This window comes from Solibacillus sp. FSL H8-0538 (assembly GCF_038003525.1).
Taxonomy (GTDB): domain Bacteria; phylum Bacillota; class Bacilli; order Bacillales_A; family Planococcaceae; genus JBBOPI01.
Window position 1 is genome coordinate 1477687 of record NZ_JBBOPI010000001.1, and the last position, 16473, is coordinate 1494159.

Below are 16473 nucleotides of genomic sequence, written 5' to 3' on the forward strand. Positions count from 1 at the left end.
CGGCAAATTAAAATCGTAGACCGTGCAAGAAGTTGTGTTAAGACCTAGTTTTTTTGTGTGCTCCTAGGTCCTTGTTGTAGGACTTCGCACTTTTTACTAGCTTTAATTAGCTTTTAACTATCATATAGTAATTGATATTTTTATTTTCGAATAATTGTGATAGACTATTATAGATTTATAATTGATACAGAAAAGGTGTATTCCTAGTCGCGCCTTGGCTTGGTGTGATAGCGCCTACATCCATTCTGCAAATATAGGGGAGTAAGGAAGGTTAAAATGAGCAACAGCGAAACTAAAACAGACGTCATCTTAATAGGTGCCGGAATTATGAGCGCAACTTTAGGAACAATGCTAAAAGAGTTAGTACCGGACTGGAACATTCAAGTGTTCGAGAAGCTGGAAAAAGCAGGCGAGGAAAGTTCTAACGAATGGAATAACGCAGGTACAGGGCATGCTGCACTGTGCGAGCTTAACTACACTTCAGAAAAATCAGACGGATCTATCGATATTAGCAAAGCGATCAATGTTAATGAACAGTTCCAGCTATCAATGCAGTTTTGGTCTTATCTTGTAAACAACAAACTAATCAATAATCCACAGGACTTTATCAAGCCATTACCTCATATGAGCATGGTACAAGGGGAAGACAATGTTGCGTTTTTAAAGAAACGTTTTGAAACGATGACAAACAATCCTCTGTTCCAAGGTATGGAATTCTCTGATAATCCGGAGACATTGAAACAATGGATTCCACTGATTATGCAGGACCGTCCAGAGAGCGATCGTATCGCGGCAACAAAAATCGACTCTGGTACGGATGTTAACTTTGGTGCTCTAACGCGTATGTTAATGGACCACTTAAGTAACCAAAACGTTGAAGTCAATTACAACCATAACGTCTACAGTATTAAACGTACGAAAGACGGTTTATGGGAAGTTGGCATTCACGATTTAGAAACGCTAAAAGTAAAATACATTAAAACAAAATTCATCTTCTTAGGTGCTGGTGGGGGAAGCCTGGAGTTACTACAAAAAACAGGTATTCCTGAAGGGAAACACATCGGTGGATTCCCAATTAGCGGATTATTCTTATCGTGTACAAATCAAGAAATCATTGAGCAACATCATGCAAAAGTATACGGAAAAGCTGCGGTTGGTGCGCCTCCAATGTCTGTTCCTCATCTTGACACACGCTATATTGATAATAAAAAATCATTGCTATTTGGACCGTTTGCCGGCTTCTCACCGAAGTTCTTAAAAACAGGTTCAAATATGGATTTAGTCGCTTCTGTAAAACCACATAATATTACAACGTTATTGGCTGCAGGAGTTAAAGAGATGGGATTAACAAAATATCTGATCCAACAACTTATGTTATCTAAAGAACAACGTATTGAAGAGTTACGTGACTTTATCCCGAATGCGAAAAGCGAAGATTGGGAAATAGTTGTAGCAGGTCAACGTGTTCAAGTTATTAAAGATACTGAGGCTGGAGGTAAAGGGACACTCCAATTTGGTACAGAGGTTGTTAGTGCCGCTGATGGTTCAGTTGCAGCATTACTAGGTGCATCTCCAGGTGCTTCTACTGCGGTTCACGTTATGATTCAAGTAATCAATAAATGCTTCCCTGAACATGTAAAAGAGTGGGAACCGAAACTAAAAGTAATGATTCCTTCTTTTGGCATGAAACTAATGGACAACCCAGAGCTTCTGAAAGAAATTCATACGTCAACAGCGCAGTCGCTTGGTCTAAGCGAAAACGAGCCAGAACATAGTTAATTCTTTGGATTTAGAAACAAATGTATTTAATGAAAACTTTAAGCAATTTTTTATTAATTGACATCTGTTTTTATGATGAGGAGATTTGAATCGAGCCCCGAATAGTGGACACTTAAAAAAAGTGGCCCTATTCGGTTTTTTTTTTGTTAAACGATATATCCCGTTAGACGACCAATAATGAATTATGCGCGGGGAAATCATCTTGAGTATAACTATTTTTACGCACAACAAAGGTTGCAATTAGCGAATCCAAATGAGCAATCAGTTTCAGATTTTTCCATTCAGTATTAGAGCCAAAAAAGAAAATTGAGCTGGTAAACAACCTTCCTAAATTTTATGGGAAGTGGATTTAAGTGAGAGCTGATTGGGAGAGGAAAAGAGAGATCTCTTTTAATGCGTTGAAAAACCACGTATAAAACTATAGGAGACCCAGGCTTATTCGAAAATCGTGTAGATGCAATGTTCATCCAAAAGCGATGATTCATTCGCATCACGGGGTTCATGACACCCACCTTGAATGCCAACATCGTGTGAAGGAAATGGGCGTGCTTCAGTCGAATTCAAGAAGATGAAACAGTATCGTTACGCCCCAATGGAATCATTTTCAGGGTACCATTACCATAAAGAGAAGTTAGATGTTTAAATCCGCTAAAAACCTATTTGAATTGAGGGCAATGGTTGATACGTATATGGTGTATTCCATTGCCACACGCAAGCAATGGAATCTAAAAAAGATGGCTTCGGTAATATACCGAAACCATCTCATCGTAGCTTAAATTGCACAGGTACTTTTTATGAGACTGTGGGTTAAATAGGGCTCAGTTCAAAGAGCAGTGGGTTTATGTCTTTCTAATTGGATGTAAGACCCCTGATCAACCTCTAACCTGCCCATCCCCATAAACAAAGTACTTAGTGGATGTCAGCGCAGGTAAACCCATCGGACCGCGGGCGTGGAGCTTTTGTGTCGAAATGCCAATCTCCGCACCGTATCCGAATTCAAAGCCGTCTGTGAAGCGGGTAGAGGCATTGAGGTAAACAGCCGCCGCATCTACTGAATTTAAAAAGATAGCTGTGTTTTCTGCATCTTCCGTAATAATAGCTTCCGAGTGATTTGTACCGAATTTATTAATGTGATGTATTGCTTCGTACACATTATCTACTACTTTTACGCTCAGTGTTAGCGATAAAAATTCCTCAGCATAATGATCTTCTGTTGCTTGTAGAGCTTGTTTTAGCACACCGCAAACGTGTTCATCGCCGTAAATTTTAATGCCAACCTCTGATAAAGCTTCAAGTAACTCTTTGCCGTATTCCACAAAGAAATCTTCCTGGATTAAAATGCTTTCTGCAGCGTTGCAAACAGAAGGGCGCTGTGTTTTTGCATTAATAATGATTTTGCGCGCCATATCTAAGTTTGCCGACTTATCAATGAAAATATGGCAGTTCCCGGCACCTGTTTCTAGAACAGGCACGCTTGCTTCGCGTACAACTAAGTCAATTAGATTTTTCCCACCACGAGGGATTAGTACATCTAAATAGTCGTTTAACGTAAATAATGTTTTTGCAGTTTCACGGCTAGTATCTTCAATTAATAACACAGCATCCTGTGGAAATTTCACTACTTCTAGAGCGCGGTGAATGGATGCAACAAGCGCAATATTCGAACTTTTCGCAGAAGAGCTCCCACGTAGAAGTACAGCATTGCCTGTTTTCAGTGAAAGGGTAGCAGCGTCAATTGTAACATTAGGACGCGCCTCGTATATCATGCCGATTACACCAAGAGGCACGCGCTTTTTCATGATATGTAAGTCGTTTTCCTTCGTAATATCCTCAAGTACTTCTCCTACAGGGTCTGGTAACTCTACAAGCTGGCGAATGGCCTCACTCATTGCGCTGATGCGTTCTTCGTTCAGCATAATGCGGTCTAGTGTCGCATCATCCAGGCCCATTTCCTTACCGGCTAACAGGTCTTTCGCGTTTTCGGCAATAATGACTTGTTTATCAACTAACAGCTGATCGGCAATACTCACAAGTGCAGCATTTTTTTCCGCTGTTGATTTAATATTCATTTCAAAGCTCGCTATTTTTGCGCGCTTTCCTTTTACAATGACTTCGTTTTCTGTGATCGTTTTAGCCATCCTAATTCCTCCTTATACTTGTACCCAGTTGTTGCGATGAATCACTTCGATTGGGTAATTCGTCAGTTCCGCTGTCCGTTTGCCCATTGCTTTTTCAAGCTCCTCACTCGAATACAGCACTTCGCCGCGACCGATACATTTGTGGCGATCATACACTTCTACGACATCGCCTTTTACAAAGTGCCCCTCAAAGGCGTAAACACCAGCCGGCAGAAGGCTTTTCCCACCGTTTTGTAGTGCATGAACAGCACCTTCATCAATAAATAACTTACCAGAAGCTTCTGTCAGCGCTACCCATTGCTTATTGTTTGGGACAATGTATTTTGTTGTCATTTCGAAATAGGTGCCGTCACCCTTACCCAATAAAACATCAACAAGTTTGTTGTCACCAACGCCAGTGCCGATAAAGACATTTCCGCCTGCATTCATTGCGTATTTTGCGGCAGAGAGCTTCGATTGCATGCCACCTGTCCCAACTTTTGAGCCTGAGCCGGATGCGAAGCCAAGCATTTCATCTGAAATTTCTTCAATACGGTCAATGCGGCGCGCCTCTGGATTATTTAGTGGATTGGCATCATATAACCCATTTACATCTGTTAAAATGATGAGCTGATCTGCATGAACGAGACCGCTGACAAGTGCTGAGAGCATATCGTTATCGCCAAATGTGAGCTCCGTTATGGATACGGTATCATTTTCGTTAATTATAGGTAAAATAGAACGTTCTAAAAGTTCTGAAAATGTAGCATATGCATTTTTATAGCGTTTTTTCTCACTGAAATCTGTACGTGTTAATAAAATCTGAGCAGGGGTAATATCATATTGACTGAAGCCATCGCTATAGGATTGAATTAACACACTTTGGCCAACCGCTGCCGCTGCTTGCTTGCCTTTAATAGTTACTGGCCTAGAAGAATAACCAAGCTTACGAAAGCCTGCCGCGACTGCTCCAGAGGATACGAGCAACACTTCATGACCAGCATTTTTTAATTTCGCGATTGCTCCAATATGATCTGAAAACTTTTCTTGATCAATTTCACCCTTTACGTTCGTTAAGGAACTACTGCCGATTTTTACAACAATGCGTTTTTTCTCCATTTTTTCCCCTCCAAATAGAAAAGCTATTCGTGACCGTTCAAACTCGAGGACGAACCGCAACCTCTTGGTGGACGTGCGAATGCCTAGCCTTCAATATAAAAAAAGCCCATTTCATCCTACTGAATAGGACGAAATGAGCTTCCGTGGTACCACCTAAATTGAATGCATGTATATTTGCATTCCACTTTCCTCATAACGCTGAGACGGCGCCTAAGTTTTGTTAGGAGCTTGTTGAAGTAGGTTGGGCGGTTTGGGTCTGTGCGATTCTTTCAGCCGGTGGAATCTGCTTTCTTATCCAGTCAAATGACGCTTAGTAGTCTTCAATGTGCTTTTCACATTTTTCTAATAGAATGCACGAACTTTAGATTTTTGTCAACAACCTAGTGCAAAGTTCTAGCCTTAATAAAAATTAAGAAATAAATATGAAGGCATTGCAACAGAAGTTATAAAAAAGCGCCCCAAGATAGGGACGCTACATTGTTAATTCATATATACTTGTTCGATATATTTTTCGCGGTCAGCATCCGTTTGCTGAACATGATTAATTAGTAGAACACCTAATTCATGCTTGGTAATTTCTTTGTCCACGACAAATTGTAAATTCACCGGCTGCACTTCTTTATCTACCTGGCATTCCCCTTTAAATTCCACGACATTTTTTCTCATCTGCGTTTTGAAGAACACCCATGAGCTTTTCTCACAATAGTTTGACAGTGCTTCTTCAATCGAAACATTACTATTCTCAACTAAAGAAAGTTGTTGCACATAGCTTATGTAATCATTGTCCGTAATATCTTCTTGTGGCCCGTAGAAGTAATAAAAAATACCAATAATGGCAATTGGAATAATCCAAAGAATGGTACGTTTCCCTGGTTGCATCAAAATTCCCCCTATCCCTTTGTAAAAATAGTATAACATCGAAATGGTACTTTTTGCTAGATTAAGATAATATATTCTCGTTTAAGTAAAAAACTAGCACCTCCTATTTTAGGGAGACGCTAGTTATTATTTCGGCAATGATTTTTTGCGAATCGGTTGCAAAAATAGTGTCATGACGACAATACAGATGGCGATGATAACTGCTGAGTAGAACATACCGCCGTAGCCAATTTGTGCAGCCACTTTCGTTATTTCGTTAACGCTCGACAAGATACTATCTTTAAGAGTTGGATCTTGTAAGTGACTTAACCCTGCTGTCATTTGCTCAGGTGTCACCGAGCCACTACCGGCAATTTGGCTTGGAGTTTGCTGAAGCTCTGGAATGCCAGCTTCACTACGATCTACTTCTGCAATATTGTTTTGCAGTAAAGTGTTGAAAAAAAAGTAATCCGCGCTCATACGTTCGTATCCAGTTGAAATTAAATGATTTCATACTATACTTGATTAAAAGGCTCGTTTATATTCATCGTTGATATTAATAAGAAAGCTAAGATTGTCCACTTACTTACAAATCTAACAGAGCCAATTAAAAAGGAGGTCGGGGAACGAATGCAACGAGCACTATTAATCGCAGAGAAGCCGTCTTTAATGCGAGACATTGAAAAGGTTTATAAAAAAATGAATTTGCCATATACGATTGACTTTGCATCGTTCGTTGGCCACGTCGTCGAACTGAAGGAGCCCCATGAATACAAGCAAGAGTGGAAAAAGTGGGATTTAAATTTATTGCCGATGATGCCGGAGCGCTATGAATTTCGTGTAAAAAAATCGGCGTTTGATGTTTATAAAAAAATTGATTCATTGCTCAAGCAAAACCGTTATGATTTTGTTATTAACGCATGTGATGCAGGGATGGAAGGGGAAAATATTTTCTATTCCTTTTATAAGCGTGCTAGGTGTAAATTGCCGGTGAAACGTTTTTGGACGTCTCAAACGACAGATCCAGCTATTTCTTCTGCACTCACAAACTTAATCGATGAAAATGACGCAATCATTCGAAATTTACGTAATGCTGCGATGTACCGCACTATTTTTGATTGGCTAGTGGGGCTGAATTTAACGCGTGCGGCTACAGTCAAGGGTGGCCGTACGATTAAAGTAGGGCGCGTCATGACACCAACGCTGGCGATTGTGGTAAAGCGCGAGCTAGAAATCCGCCAATTTCTGCCGCAAGCGTATTTTCAATTGGAAATGGATTTAGGTACATTTAAAGCATTGTGGTTTCATCCAGCAACAAAGGATAATAAAATACCGACAGAGGAGCTCGCAAGGCAAATTCAGGCACGCATTTCAAAGCTAGCTACAATTCACGATATAAAAACAGAACGCAAAACAATTTTTGCGCCGAGCCTCCATTCACTCCTTGAACTGCAAAAGGAAGCAAATAAATTTTACGGCTTAACCTCGGCGGAAACATTAAAAATTGCGCAAAGTCTATATGAGAAAAAGCTCATAACGTACCCGCGTACCGAATCAAAGCACTTGCCAACTGAATTTGCCAAAACGATTCGCAATAATATTGGTGCAATTGCAACGCTTCCTGAATATGAGCAAGTAGCAGGGAGTATTTTAGCTCAAAATGAGCATATCCAAAAAATTACGTACTCTAAAAAATACGTCGACGATAAAAAGCTAACGGATCACCATGCCATTACGGTTACGGATGTAAAGCTAGGAAGAAAAACATTATCACCGGGTGAGTCAAAAGTATATCATTTAATCGCGAAGCGTCTTCTTGCCATCTTTCTACCGCCTTATGTACTCGATAAGACGGTCGCTGTGTTAAAATCAAGCGGCGAGCATTTTAAAGCAAATGGCAATATCGTCATCGATAAAGGATATACCGTGCTTTACGAAATGTTTAAGAAAAAGCAGGAAACACCGCTGCCTGCGTTGACACTTGGACAGGATATAGCCATTTACCAAACGAAAATTTTATCTAAAATGACGGAGCCACCAGCTCGCTATACAGATAGTACACTGCTAGATGCAATGTTCCACGCAGGTCGATTTGTTGAGGACAAGACACTGCAGGCTATCTTAAAGGATGCTGAAGGAATCGGTACATCTGCCACACGTGCAGAAATTATTGAAAAGTTAATTTCTATTGGTATGATTTGTCGAGAAGGAAAATCAATTGCCGCTACGCAGTTTGGTATAGATGTCATTGATAGTTTGTCAGGTCATGATATTGTATCGCCCGTACTGACGGCTATTTGGAGTAAGAAGCTGAAGGATATCGTTGATGGTACATTAAGCTCGCGGCAGTTTTATACAGAAATGCAAACGTTTATTCAGGACACGACCGCTCGCTTAAAAGCATTAGAAATGGAAGTTGCCGAAAAGGAAGTAATCGTCGTCGGAAAATGCTTAACATGTGGTCAGCCTGTTACAGAAGGCTTCCGCGGTTATAGCTGCTCTAATAAAGAATGTAAGTTTTTCATTAGCAAAACGTTAATGAAAGGGAAGATTACAGCGACGGATGCGAAGAAGCTTCTCGCAGGTAAAGAAACCCGAGAGATTTTCTTTACATGGAAAAGTGGGAAGAGAGGTAAGGCAAAACTGAAAATGAACGGTGATAAGCTTGAATTTGTTTTTTCGGCTTCAAAAAATCATCGAAAAAAATAGGGTGGAAGTGTTTTCTTGGGAATAGGTGTATTCACAAAATTCTACGTTGAATACGTTTTTTTCTGTGTGATGTAGCATTTTCTTTTAATCATGCAATAACTTCACTATAACTTAACAAATTACATATAATAAAAAAACAAGTTCAATAAATACTCATATTTCGACAACATTATTATCTGAATTTGCAGAATAGTCTTGACGTATTCAAATAGAATTTGTACACTGTGTAAAATCAAATGTTTTTTCTAGAAGTACAACAACAAACATAAAGTAAGGATCTGGTGAAATGATAGTATGTAAATTTGGCGGAACTTCCGTCGCAAGTGCAGAACAAATCAAAAAAGTAGCAAATATTGTGAAGTCTAATCCTGAAAGAAAGATTGTCGCTGTATCCGCTCCGGGGAAACGTTCAGGCGATGATATTAAAGTGACGGACCTACTGATTGAATTAGCTGATGCAGCGTTAAATAATGGCAATGTAGAAGAAAAGATTCACACAGTAGTATCGCGTTACCAAGCTATTGCTGAGGGATTAGGGCTTGACCAATTGATTTGTGACGTAATTGCACAAGACTTACGTGGGCGTGTAGCTGGGGATCAATCGAATCACGAATTATTTATCGACAATTTAAAGGCTAGTGGTGAGGACAATAATGCGAAGCTAATTGCGGCGTATTTCAACTTAGCCGGCCTTCCTGCTAAATATGTAAGCCCTAAAGATGGCTTAATCCTCAATGATTTACCTGAACGCACATATGCTCTACCGGAAGCGTATGAAAACTTGAGTAAGCTAGCAGATGAAAAGGAAATTATTATTTTCCCAGGATTCTTCGGATATACAAAAGACGGGGTTTTACGTACATTTGACAGAGGTGGTTCGGATATTACGGGCTCTATTTTAGCGTCAGCAGTTGGGGCAAAGCTTTATGAAAACTTTACGGATGTGGACTGTGTATTTGCAGCTAATCCAAAAGTTGTCAATGACCCGGTAGAAATTAAAGAAATAACTTACCGTGAAATGCGTGAGCTTTCATATGCCGGATTTTCGGTATTCCATGATGAAGCACTAATGCCAGTATACAAACAAGGTATTCCAGTAAATATTAAAAATACAAATAACCCATCAGCACCAGGTACACGTATCGTACCAACGCGTCCAGCAACTGGTCGACCAGTTACAGGTATTTCTGCGGACGGAGGCTTTTCAATCCTTTATGTCTCAAAATATTTAATGAATCGCGAAGTTGGATTTGGCCGACGTTTGCTTCAAATTATTGAAGAAGAAAATATTTCTTATGAGCACACGCCATCTGGATTAGATGATATTTCAGTCATCATGCGTTCAAATCAGTTAACGCCTGAAATTGAAGAGCGAATTGTTCGTAGAGTCCGTGAAGAGCTTTATGCCGATGACGTACATTTCCGTCATGACTTCTCGATGATCGTAATTGTCGGAGAAGGAATGCGCAATAATACGGGGCTTGCTGCTCGTGCGGCAACAGCTATTTCAGCAACAGGTGCAAACATTGAAATGATTAATCAAGGTTCTTCTGAAGTTAGTCTAGTATTCGGTGTTCGCTCAGAGTTTGAAAATCAAATTTTAAAAGCATTATATAGCGAATTTTTCGCAGCAGTTCCATCTGCTTGAAAAGATCAGGTATCCGATTAATTTCGGGTACCTTTTTTTAGTGGTTAAGTAAGTATAAATTTCTTAACCACATAAGAAATGACATCATCTCTCCCTATTTTGGCACGAGATGTGTCTATCTAATTGGAAAACGGGGAATATATTGTACAATAGGTATACTGTACAATAACGGTGAAGAAAAGGAACGACTTTGGCAAGATAAAGAGAGTATTTCTTCTCGTTTTTGGCAATATGTATTATTATCGTGTCGATTATTTTCAAAGCTTGTTGTCACGTTGCTCGTTCGTTTCATACTTGATTTAATAAATGGGGAGCAATATTTCGTACGGTGCATTTTATATAAGTGGAACATTAATTTTTAAAGGGGTAAGTAATGAAAACGTATTTTTACAAGCAAGCGGGAAACATCCGGTCTACGGAGCCGCATACGATAGTAAATGAACAAGGGACAGCCATTGCGACAGTACAGCGCATTTACGATAATGGGTTAAAAAAATTTTTGGACGGTTATTTTGATTACCGTTATTTTTTAAAGTATACGGTGCAAGCGAAAGACGAGGACAAGCAATTTGAAGTAAAGAAAGTATTTCGCCGCGGCAAAGTTTGGTTTGAGGGAAAAGATTTACAAACAAAAACCAAGTATATAATCTCGTATGAAAATTGGCGTATCGGTGTACCAGAATTATTTATTAGTGGTAATGAACTAAAAATGAAAATTGAGAAGGTAATGGAGGGCTGGTCTGAGTTTATCGTAGACGAACAAATTATTGCGCGCTGGAAAGCAGACTATGATGAACAGTCAGATGAGTTTTTCATGACATTAGAAATTGAAGAAGTGAGCCCGCTGCAGGACGTTGGTTTTTTTGTTGGCATCGCACAGGCCGCATTATTTATTGGAGTATAGGGGAGACAGAAAATGAACGTTGTATTTGTTATTACGGAAACGGCAGAAGAAATATTAGAGATGGTGTCACAAGACGTGGCAGGATTACTCGCAGCGGTGAAGGGGGAAAGTGTAACATTCCCTTCTGGCAGTTATACATATGATTGCCATACGCTTGATCACTACTTAGTAGGTGAAGAATATCGTCAGGAGCTTGTCATTTATTTGAAGTAGTTTTGCAGGAACTACGCAGTATTTGTTGAATATATGTTTGTAGTATTTTATGGTGGTGAGTAGAGTGGAACAGTTAAGCCTATTTCAATCAGTCATCGAAGAACAGCAGACGAAATTTCAACTAATGGACCGAGTGAAAGTCATACTAATTGATGAAGCGATTGACAGTGAAGCGCATCATTATAGGAAGTTTTACGAACCGTTTGTCATTCATAAAGTCGGAGAAATTACGAATATCTGTATAAATAAAAAACATGGAGTAACGTATGAAGTCGATATTTATGGCATAAAGTATCTCTTCTTGGAAGAAGAGCTTGTATGGATTGGATGAAAAGGTAGTGGTTCATATTTACTTTGAGTCACCTCCTTTTGTGGCAAAATCAATTGCAGGGAAAAAAGCGCTAATAAAAGCGCTTTTTTTGTTGGGAAAAGGGATAGTGTGTTACTAAAACCCTAAATTGTAAATTATATGTTAAATTTAGTTAACAGAAATGTTAAGATGAATACTTAATGAAATTTCTATTTTGGTGGTGATAGGATGCTAACGATTTTTGGTGGAATTGGTTTGTTCTTACTTGGCATGACCATGTTAACAAATGGACTAAAAGAAATTGCAGGAGATGCACTGAAACGCTGGTTGAATACGTTTACGAAAGGGACCTTTAGCTCAATTATTTCAGGAACCCTGATGACCATACTTGTTCAGTCCTCTACAGCAACTACGCTATTAACGATTGGCTTTGTGAGTGCAGGGCTTTTAACATTTATTCAATCTATTGGTATTATTATTGGTGCCAATATCGGTAGTACGAGTACGGGCTGGATTATTTCATTAATCGGCTTCAAAATTAGCTTACAGGCGATGGCGCTTCCGATTATCGGGGTCGGCGTCTTTATGTCACTAATTGCGCCGATTGATGTGAAGAAATTTGGAGGCGTTTTAGCAGGATTCGGTTTACTCTTTCTAGGGATTGATATGCTGCAACAGGGAATGGGGTCTGCTCAAGACTTAATTGCATTTGATTCGCTTCCGGCTGATTCAATTGTTTCTATTTTCCTGTTAATTATCATTGGGCTTGTTATGACAGTTATTATGCAGGCATCCAGTGCGGCAATGGCTGCTACACTGACCGCTTTATTTGCGGGTGCGATTGATTTTGAGCAAGCAGCGTATTTAGTTATCGGGCAAAATGTCGGCACAACTGCAACGGCGCTATTTGCTGCGATTGGTGCGTCGGTTTCGGCAAAGCGTACTGCAATGACGCACTTACTATTTAACGTAGTGACGGCAATACTAGTGACGCTTATTTTTCCGTATTTTTTACAGCTGACGAAATGGATTACTAAATATATGGCGGGCTCGTTTGACGAGACGCTTGGGCTTGCTATTTTCCATACGTTATTTAGCGTCCTAGGTGCGGTTCTATTCGTGCCATTTATTAAGCCCTTTGCTAATTTCCTAATTAAAATCGTGCCAGAGCGTGAAAATGCTTTAACGCGTAATTTGGATGATAACTTAGTGAAAATGCCGTCAGTGGCGATTGACGTGTCATTCAAGACATTGCGTGACATCATGATCGAATTAACAAATGCTCTACATCATTTAATGGCAGCAAAAAAGGTGACAGTTGAGTATGAGAAGAAGATGCTTGAAGTGGAAGAAGCAATAGATATTACACGACAGTTTTTAGACGGTGTTCTTGTAACATCAACACGTGAACGTCAAAAGCTAATTTCGATTCTTCATACATTGGATCACTTATCGCGTCTCATTAAAGTACTGCGCGAACAGCAAAAGGTGGAGGCCATTTATTTGCAGGAGAAATTGATGCAGGAATGGCATATAATTTTAACAAGTATTCAAGAAAGCTTGCTAGATGAAGATAAAATATTGGATATTTCGATTCTGTTGGAGCAAACTTCCCAGCAAATGGCACAAGAACGTCGTGAACGCCGAAATCTATACTTCGAACGCTCTGTAGCGAACGAAACGCAGCTTGAAGTAGCTGTTTCAAAGGTAGAAGCACTACTATGGATTGACCGTCTTGTATACCATTACTGGCGTGCAACTGCGCGTATGGCAGAGTTCCAAGCAATTAATGAAGAATAAAATTAAAAGGGGTAGCGCCAAAAGCGAGAATTTTCACTTTTGGCGCTACCTTTACTTCATCACCTCCAGCAATGACATTCCAAGTCGCTTTCGCAATAATGGATTTTCTTTCTTCATGATTCACTATTTTATGCATAGGAGAATTATTTATAAATTGTGGTATTATTTTAGTGCAGGTGTATTAAAAAGGAGAGTTAACGATGATTTGGTGGATAATTACTGCAGAAATAGCTTTTTGGATTGCGATCATTGCTGGTTTATTTACACGTTACATATTGAAATGGCATAAGGTGAGTATTGTATTATTTTTATTAACACCATTAATTGATTTAGCGCTAATAGTATTAACGGCTATTGATTTGAAAAAAGGTACGAATGCTTCCGCTGTCCACGGCATAGCTGCAATTTATATTGGAATTTCTATCGCCTATGGTAAAACAATGATTGCTATGGCAGACGAAAAATTTCAAACGTGGGTGTTGAAAAAGAAAAGTAATAAAGTGCGCCTAAAAGGAAAAGAAAAAGGTGTGTATGAAGTGAAAATGTGGGCGAGACATATCGCTGCTTATATTATTGGCGTTTCTTTGCTATGGCTAATGATTCAATTTATCGGGCAGCAAGGAGATACTCTAGCGCTTTATGGTGTGATAAAGTGGTGGGGACTAGTACTATTAATCGATGGGGCCATCAGTCTCTCGTATATTTTATTTCCAAAAGGAGTAAAAAGATAAACATGAGGGACATATAATAATTAGAGAAATGGTATTAAGGTGGCTAAAAATTATTAACATGGGACTTTTTTGCTAGTTCAGCCGTAGGGATAGTTAGCTTATAAAAAAGGAGCCAGACATCATTAGAAATCAAAATTTAGGCCTTGTGTTAAAGCATTTTATGTTTATGTGGATGTTGACAGCTGTTGGTCTGTTTATTGGTACAATGCTTCCACCGTCTATTATATTACCAATTTCCATTATTACTATTATTCTTCTTATCGTTGTAATTTTTGTGCGAAATGTGCGGTTGGCGAATTCAATTATGTATGCGATTCCATTATTAGTCGGGATTACACTATTTTGGACAACACAGTTTTATATGAATGAGTTAGGAAGTACGCTTGTCTTTAGTGTATTTGTCGGGACGATTGTGATATTTATACTACTGGGATTTGTCGGAATGCACATTAAGGATATTTCAGGTATCGGTGGTTACTTATTCGGCGCTCTTATTGTCATCATCGTATTTTCTGTGCTCTTTATATTCATTCCAGTGGGCAATACAGCCTCATTACTGCTTGCAGGGGCGACGATTCTCGTATTCACACTTTATACCGTGTATGATTTTAATCAAATTCGTCATAATCATGTAGGGGAAGATCAAGTTGTGGGAGTGGCGTTAAGCCTATATTTAGACTTTATTAACCTTTTCAGAAATATCCTTGAGATTATTTGGCGTTTAAAAGATTAATAATAGTAGTAATTTAGACAATAAAAAATCGTCCGTACATGTGCAAAATTTTTGCGCATGTGTGGACGATTTTTTTATTTACGCTGCTGTCGCTCTAGCTTTAATCCTTTATAGCGAATAATCATGCCAATTATGACAAATACCCAACCAATTGCCATGAACGCGTACTCAAGCGCCTGATTTCCTTCAGGTAGTACGTTGAAAATCGCTATACAGACGACAACAATGCCAGAAAACGAAACTAAAAGTCCTGCCATTACTAAACTCATACGTGTCACCTCTCGCCAAATTTTATCACTAGTCGCAAAGCAAAAGCAAGATGATAGGAGCTTTGTGAACTTCAAAGTGAAAAATATCCATTTAGTGATTGGCGTCTTATTTTTATAGCATTATACTATAGTGATAGGAGTTCCGTAAATTTAATAATGATAGAGGTGCGCAAAATGAATATTCAGCCCATTTCGAGAACATTGTATAAACACTTTCATAATTTTTCTGGAGAGGAGGCATTTTTGCAAGCAAATATTAAGTCGGCCGTGCTTTTTTCCATGCGTTGTAAATGTTCAACACTAAGGAAAGCATCAGAATTCCTATTATTCCAAAGATGAAGTTACGTTCAAGCTGCATATTGGCCATATCGAATACATTCGCCAAGTATACGATGAAATCAGGGTTGAAAAAAGTTGAACTACTGACAAGGCCAATAAAAATTACTGTAGCCATTATTTCATAGAATGTCTCAAATAATGCGAGTTTCTTTGTCCATTTTCCTTGTAATAGCTTATAGAAAGATAGAGCTACTTGGACGAGCAAAACAATTACAACGGGAATCGACCAGGCCATTAATGACTCCTGATTTAATGCAGGCATGACAAAAAGTAATTCACCATCAATGGTTTCATAAATACCAATTAATTTTTCTGCATTAAAATAAATGGTAGCCCAAACAGCAGTCCCCAAAAAACTACCATAAATGTGGGATTTAGAAATGCGTTTTTCCACTGCTATTAGTTCAACATCTTTCAAATGATTAGGTGTCCATTCTTCAAAATTCATCGTTAGTGGCTCCGATTTTTTTGAAGAGGATACACGTTCTAAAATCGCAAAAATAATCGTAAGCCAACAAAATACTTGTACCGCTACGGATACAGCTCGCGAAATCCCATTGCTTATAAATAGTACGAACGTATTTACAATAGAGCTATTAAGTTCGAGGTTAAAAAAAGAGGTCACTAGTAAAGTAATCAACGAAATTGTTATTGCAATCGGTACAATTAGTTTCAATAACGATACATATAAATCAAAGTAACGCGGCCCGATTAAGTGCATGTGGCGTCCCGTATAATTACTAGCAACCACAGCCGGATTACCTAATTTACTTAATACGTGGCGTAAATCTTCCTCAGAATATTCCTCTGGTAGCATATCTTTAATTGTTGCACGCAGTTCATGGCCAATCTTTTTTCGTTTGTTCCCTGGAAGGCGGCGCTGTACTTCTTGTATATACTTATCAATTAAATCCAATTGCTTTCCCCCTTTAAAAGGTCACTTA

At 39.0% G+C, this 16473-nt stretch carries 15 protein-coding genes; 9 read left to right on the forward strand and 6 right to left on the reverse strand.

Going from position 1 to position 16473, the window contains the following annotated elements; translation table 11 throughout:
• Nucleotides 1-276: 276 nt before the first annotated feature.
• Nucleotides 277-1779 (forward strand): malate:quinone oxidoreductase, encoded by a 1503-nt coding sequence (locus MHH87_RS06900; RefSeq protein ID WP_340748588.1) that lies wholly within the window; start codon nt 277-279, stop codon nt 1777-1779.
• Between the two features lie 872 nt (nt 1780-2651).
• Here the strand turns inward: MHH87_RS06900 and MHH87_RS06905 are convergent.
• The 4 genes from MHH87_RS06905 to MHH87_RS06920 form a co-directional block, all read right to left on the reverse strand.
• A complete protein-coding gene (locus MHH87_RS06905) occupies nt 2652-3917 on the reverse strand; it encodes a glutamate-5-semialdehyde dehydrogenase (protein ID WP_340748589.1) in 1266 nt (421 codons plus the stop codon).
• A gap of 12 nt (nt 3918-3929) precedes the next feature.
• Nucleotides 3930-5015: a glutamate 5-kinase gene (gene proB, locus MHH87_RS06910; protein ID WP_340748590.1), complete on the reverse strand. Its 1086-nt coding sequence runs from the start codon at nt 5013-5015 to the stop codon at nt 3930-3932.
• A 480-nt stretch (nt 5016-5495) separates the two neighbouring features.
• Entirely contained in the window at nt 5496-5894 is a 399-nt protein-coding gene (locus MHH87_RS06915) for a glucosamine 6-phosphate synthetase (protein ID WP_340748591.1), read from the reverse strand.
• A gap of 126 nt (nt 5895-6020) precedes the next feature.
• Nucleotides 6021-6353, reverse strand: a complete 333-nt coding sequence (locus MHH87_RS06920; protein ID WP_340748592.1) for a hypothetical protein — start codon at nt 6351-6353, stop codon at nt 6021-6023.
• Between the two features lie 150 nt (nt 6354-6503).
• Here MHH87_RS06920 and MHH87_RS06925 point away from each other — a divergent pair, with 150 nt between their 5' ends.
• The 8 genes from MHH87_RS06925 (at nt 6504) to MHH87_RS06960 (ending at nt 14921) form a co-directional block, all read left to right on the forward strand.
• Complete coding sequence (locus tag MHH87_RS06925) at nt 6504-8582, forward strand: type IA DNA topoisomerase (RefSeq protein WP_340748593.1); 2079 nt, start codon at nt 6504-6506, stop codon at nt 8580-8582.
• A gap of 286 nt (nt 8583-8868) precedes the next feature.
• A complete protein-coding gene (locus tag MHH87_RS06930) occupies nt 8869-10230 on the forward strand; it encodes an aspartate kinase (RefSeq protein WP_340748594.1) in 1362 nt (453 codons plus the stop codon).
• Between the two features lie 373 nt (nt 10231-10603).
• Nucleotides 10604-11134 (forward strand): tubby C-terminal domain-like protein, encoded by a 531-nt coding sequence (locus MHH87_RS06935; protein ID WP_340748595.1) that lies wholly within the window; start codon nt 10604-10606, stop codon nt 11132-11134.
• A 12-nt stretch (nt 11135-11146) separates the two neighbouring features.
• Nucleotides 11147-11347 carry a thymidylate synthase gene (locus MHH87_RS06940; protein WP_340748596.1) on the forward strand — a complete coding sequence of 67 codons (201 nt, stop codon included), beginning with the start codon at nt 11147-11149 and terminating at the stop codon, nt 11345-11347.
• A 64-nt stretch (nt 11348-11411) separates the two neighbouring features.
• Complete coding sequence (locus tag MHH87_RS06945; RefSeq protein ID WP_340748597.1) at nt 11412-11678, forward strand: hypothetical protein; 267 nt, start codon at nt 11412-11414, stop codon at nt 11676-11678.
• A gap of 207 nt (nt 11679-11885) precedes the next feature.
• Entirely contained in the window at nt 11886-13457 is a 1572-nt protein-coding gene (locus MHH87_RS06950) for a Na/Pi cotransporter family protein (RefSeq protein WP_340748598.1), read from the forward strand.
• Nucleotides 13458-13657: 200 nt separating this feature from the next.
• The gene (locus tag MHH87_RS06955) at nt 13658-14188 is read left to right on the forward strand and encodes a hypothetical protein (protein WP_340748599.1); all 531 of its coding nucleotides are present in this window, start codon (nt 13658-13660) and stop codon (nt 14186-14188) included.
• Between the two features lie 145 nt (nt 14189-14333).
• On the forward strand, nt 14334-14921 hold the full coding sequence (locus MHH87_RS06960) for a Bax inhibitor-1/YccA family protein (RefSeq protein ID WP_340748600.1): 588 nt from the start codon (nt 14334-14336) through the stop codon (nt 14919-14921).
• Nucleotides 14922-14995: 74 nt separating this feature from the next.
• Here the strand turns inward: MHH87_RS06960 and MHH87_RS06965 are convergent, their stop codons facing one another.
• Nucleotides 14996-15190 carry a hypothetical protein gene (locus MHH87_RS06965; RefSeq protein ID WP_340748601.1) on the reverse strand — a complete coding sequence of 65 codons (195 nt, stop codon included), beginning with the start codon at nt 15188-15190 and terminating at the stop codon, nt 14996-14998.
• Nucleotides 15191-15446: 256 nt separating this feature from the next.
• Nucleotides 15447-16445, reverse strand: a complete 999-nt coding sequence (locus tag MHH87_RS06970; RefSeq protein WP_340748602.1) for a hypothetical protein — start codon at nt 16443-16445, stop codon at nt 15447-15449.
• Between the last annotated feature and the right edge of the window lie 28 nt (nt 16446-16473).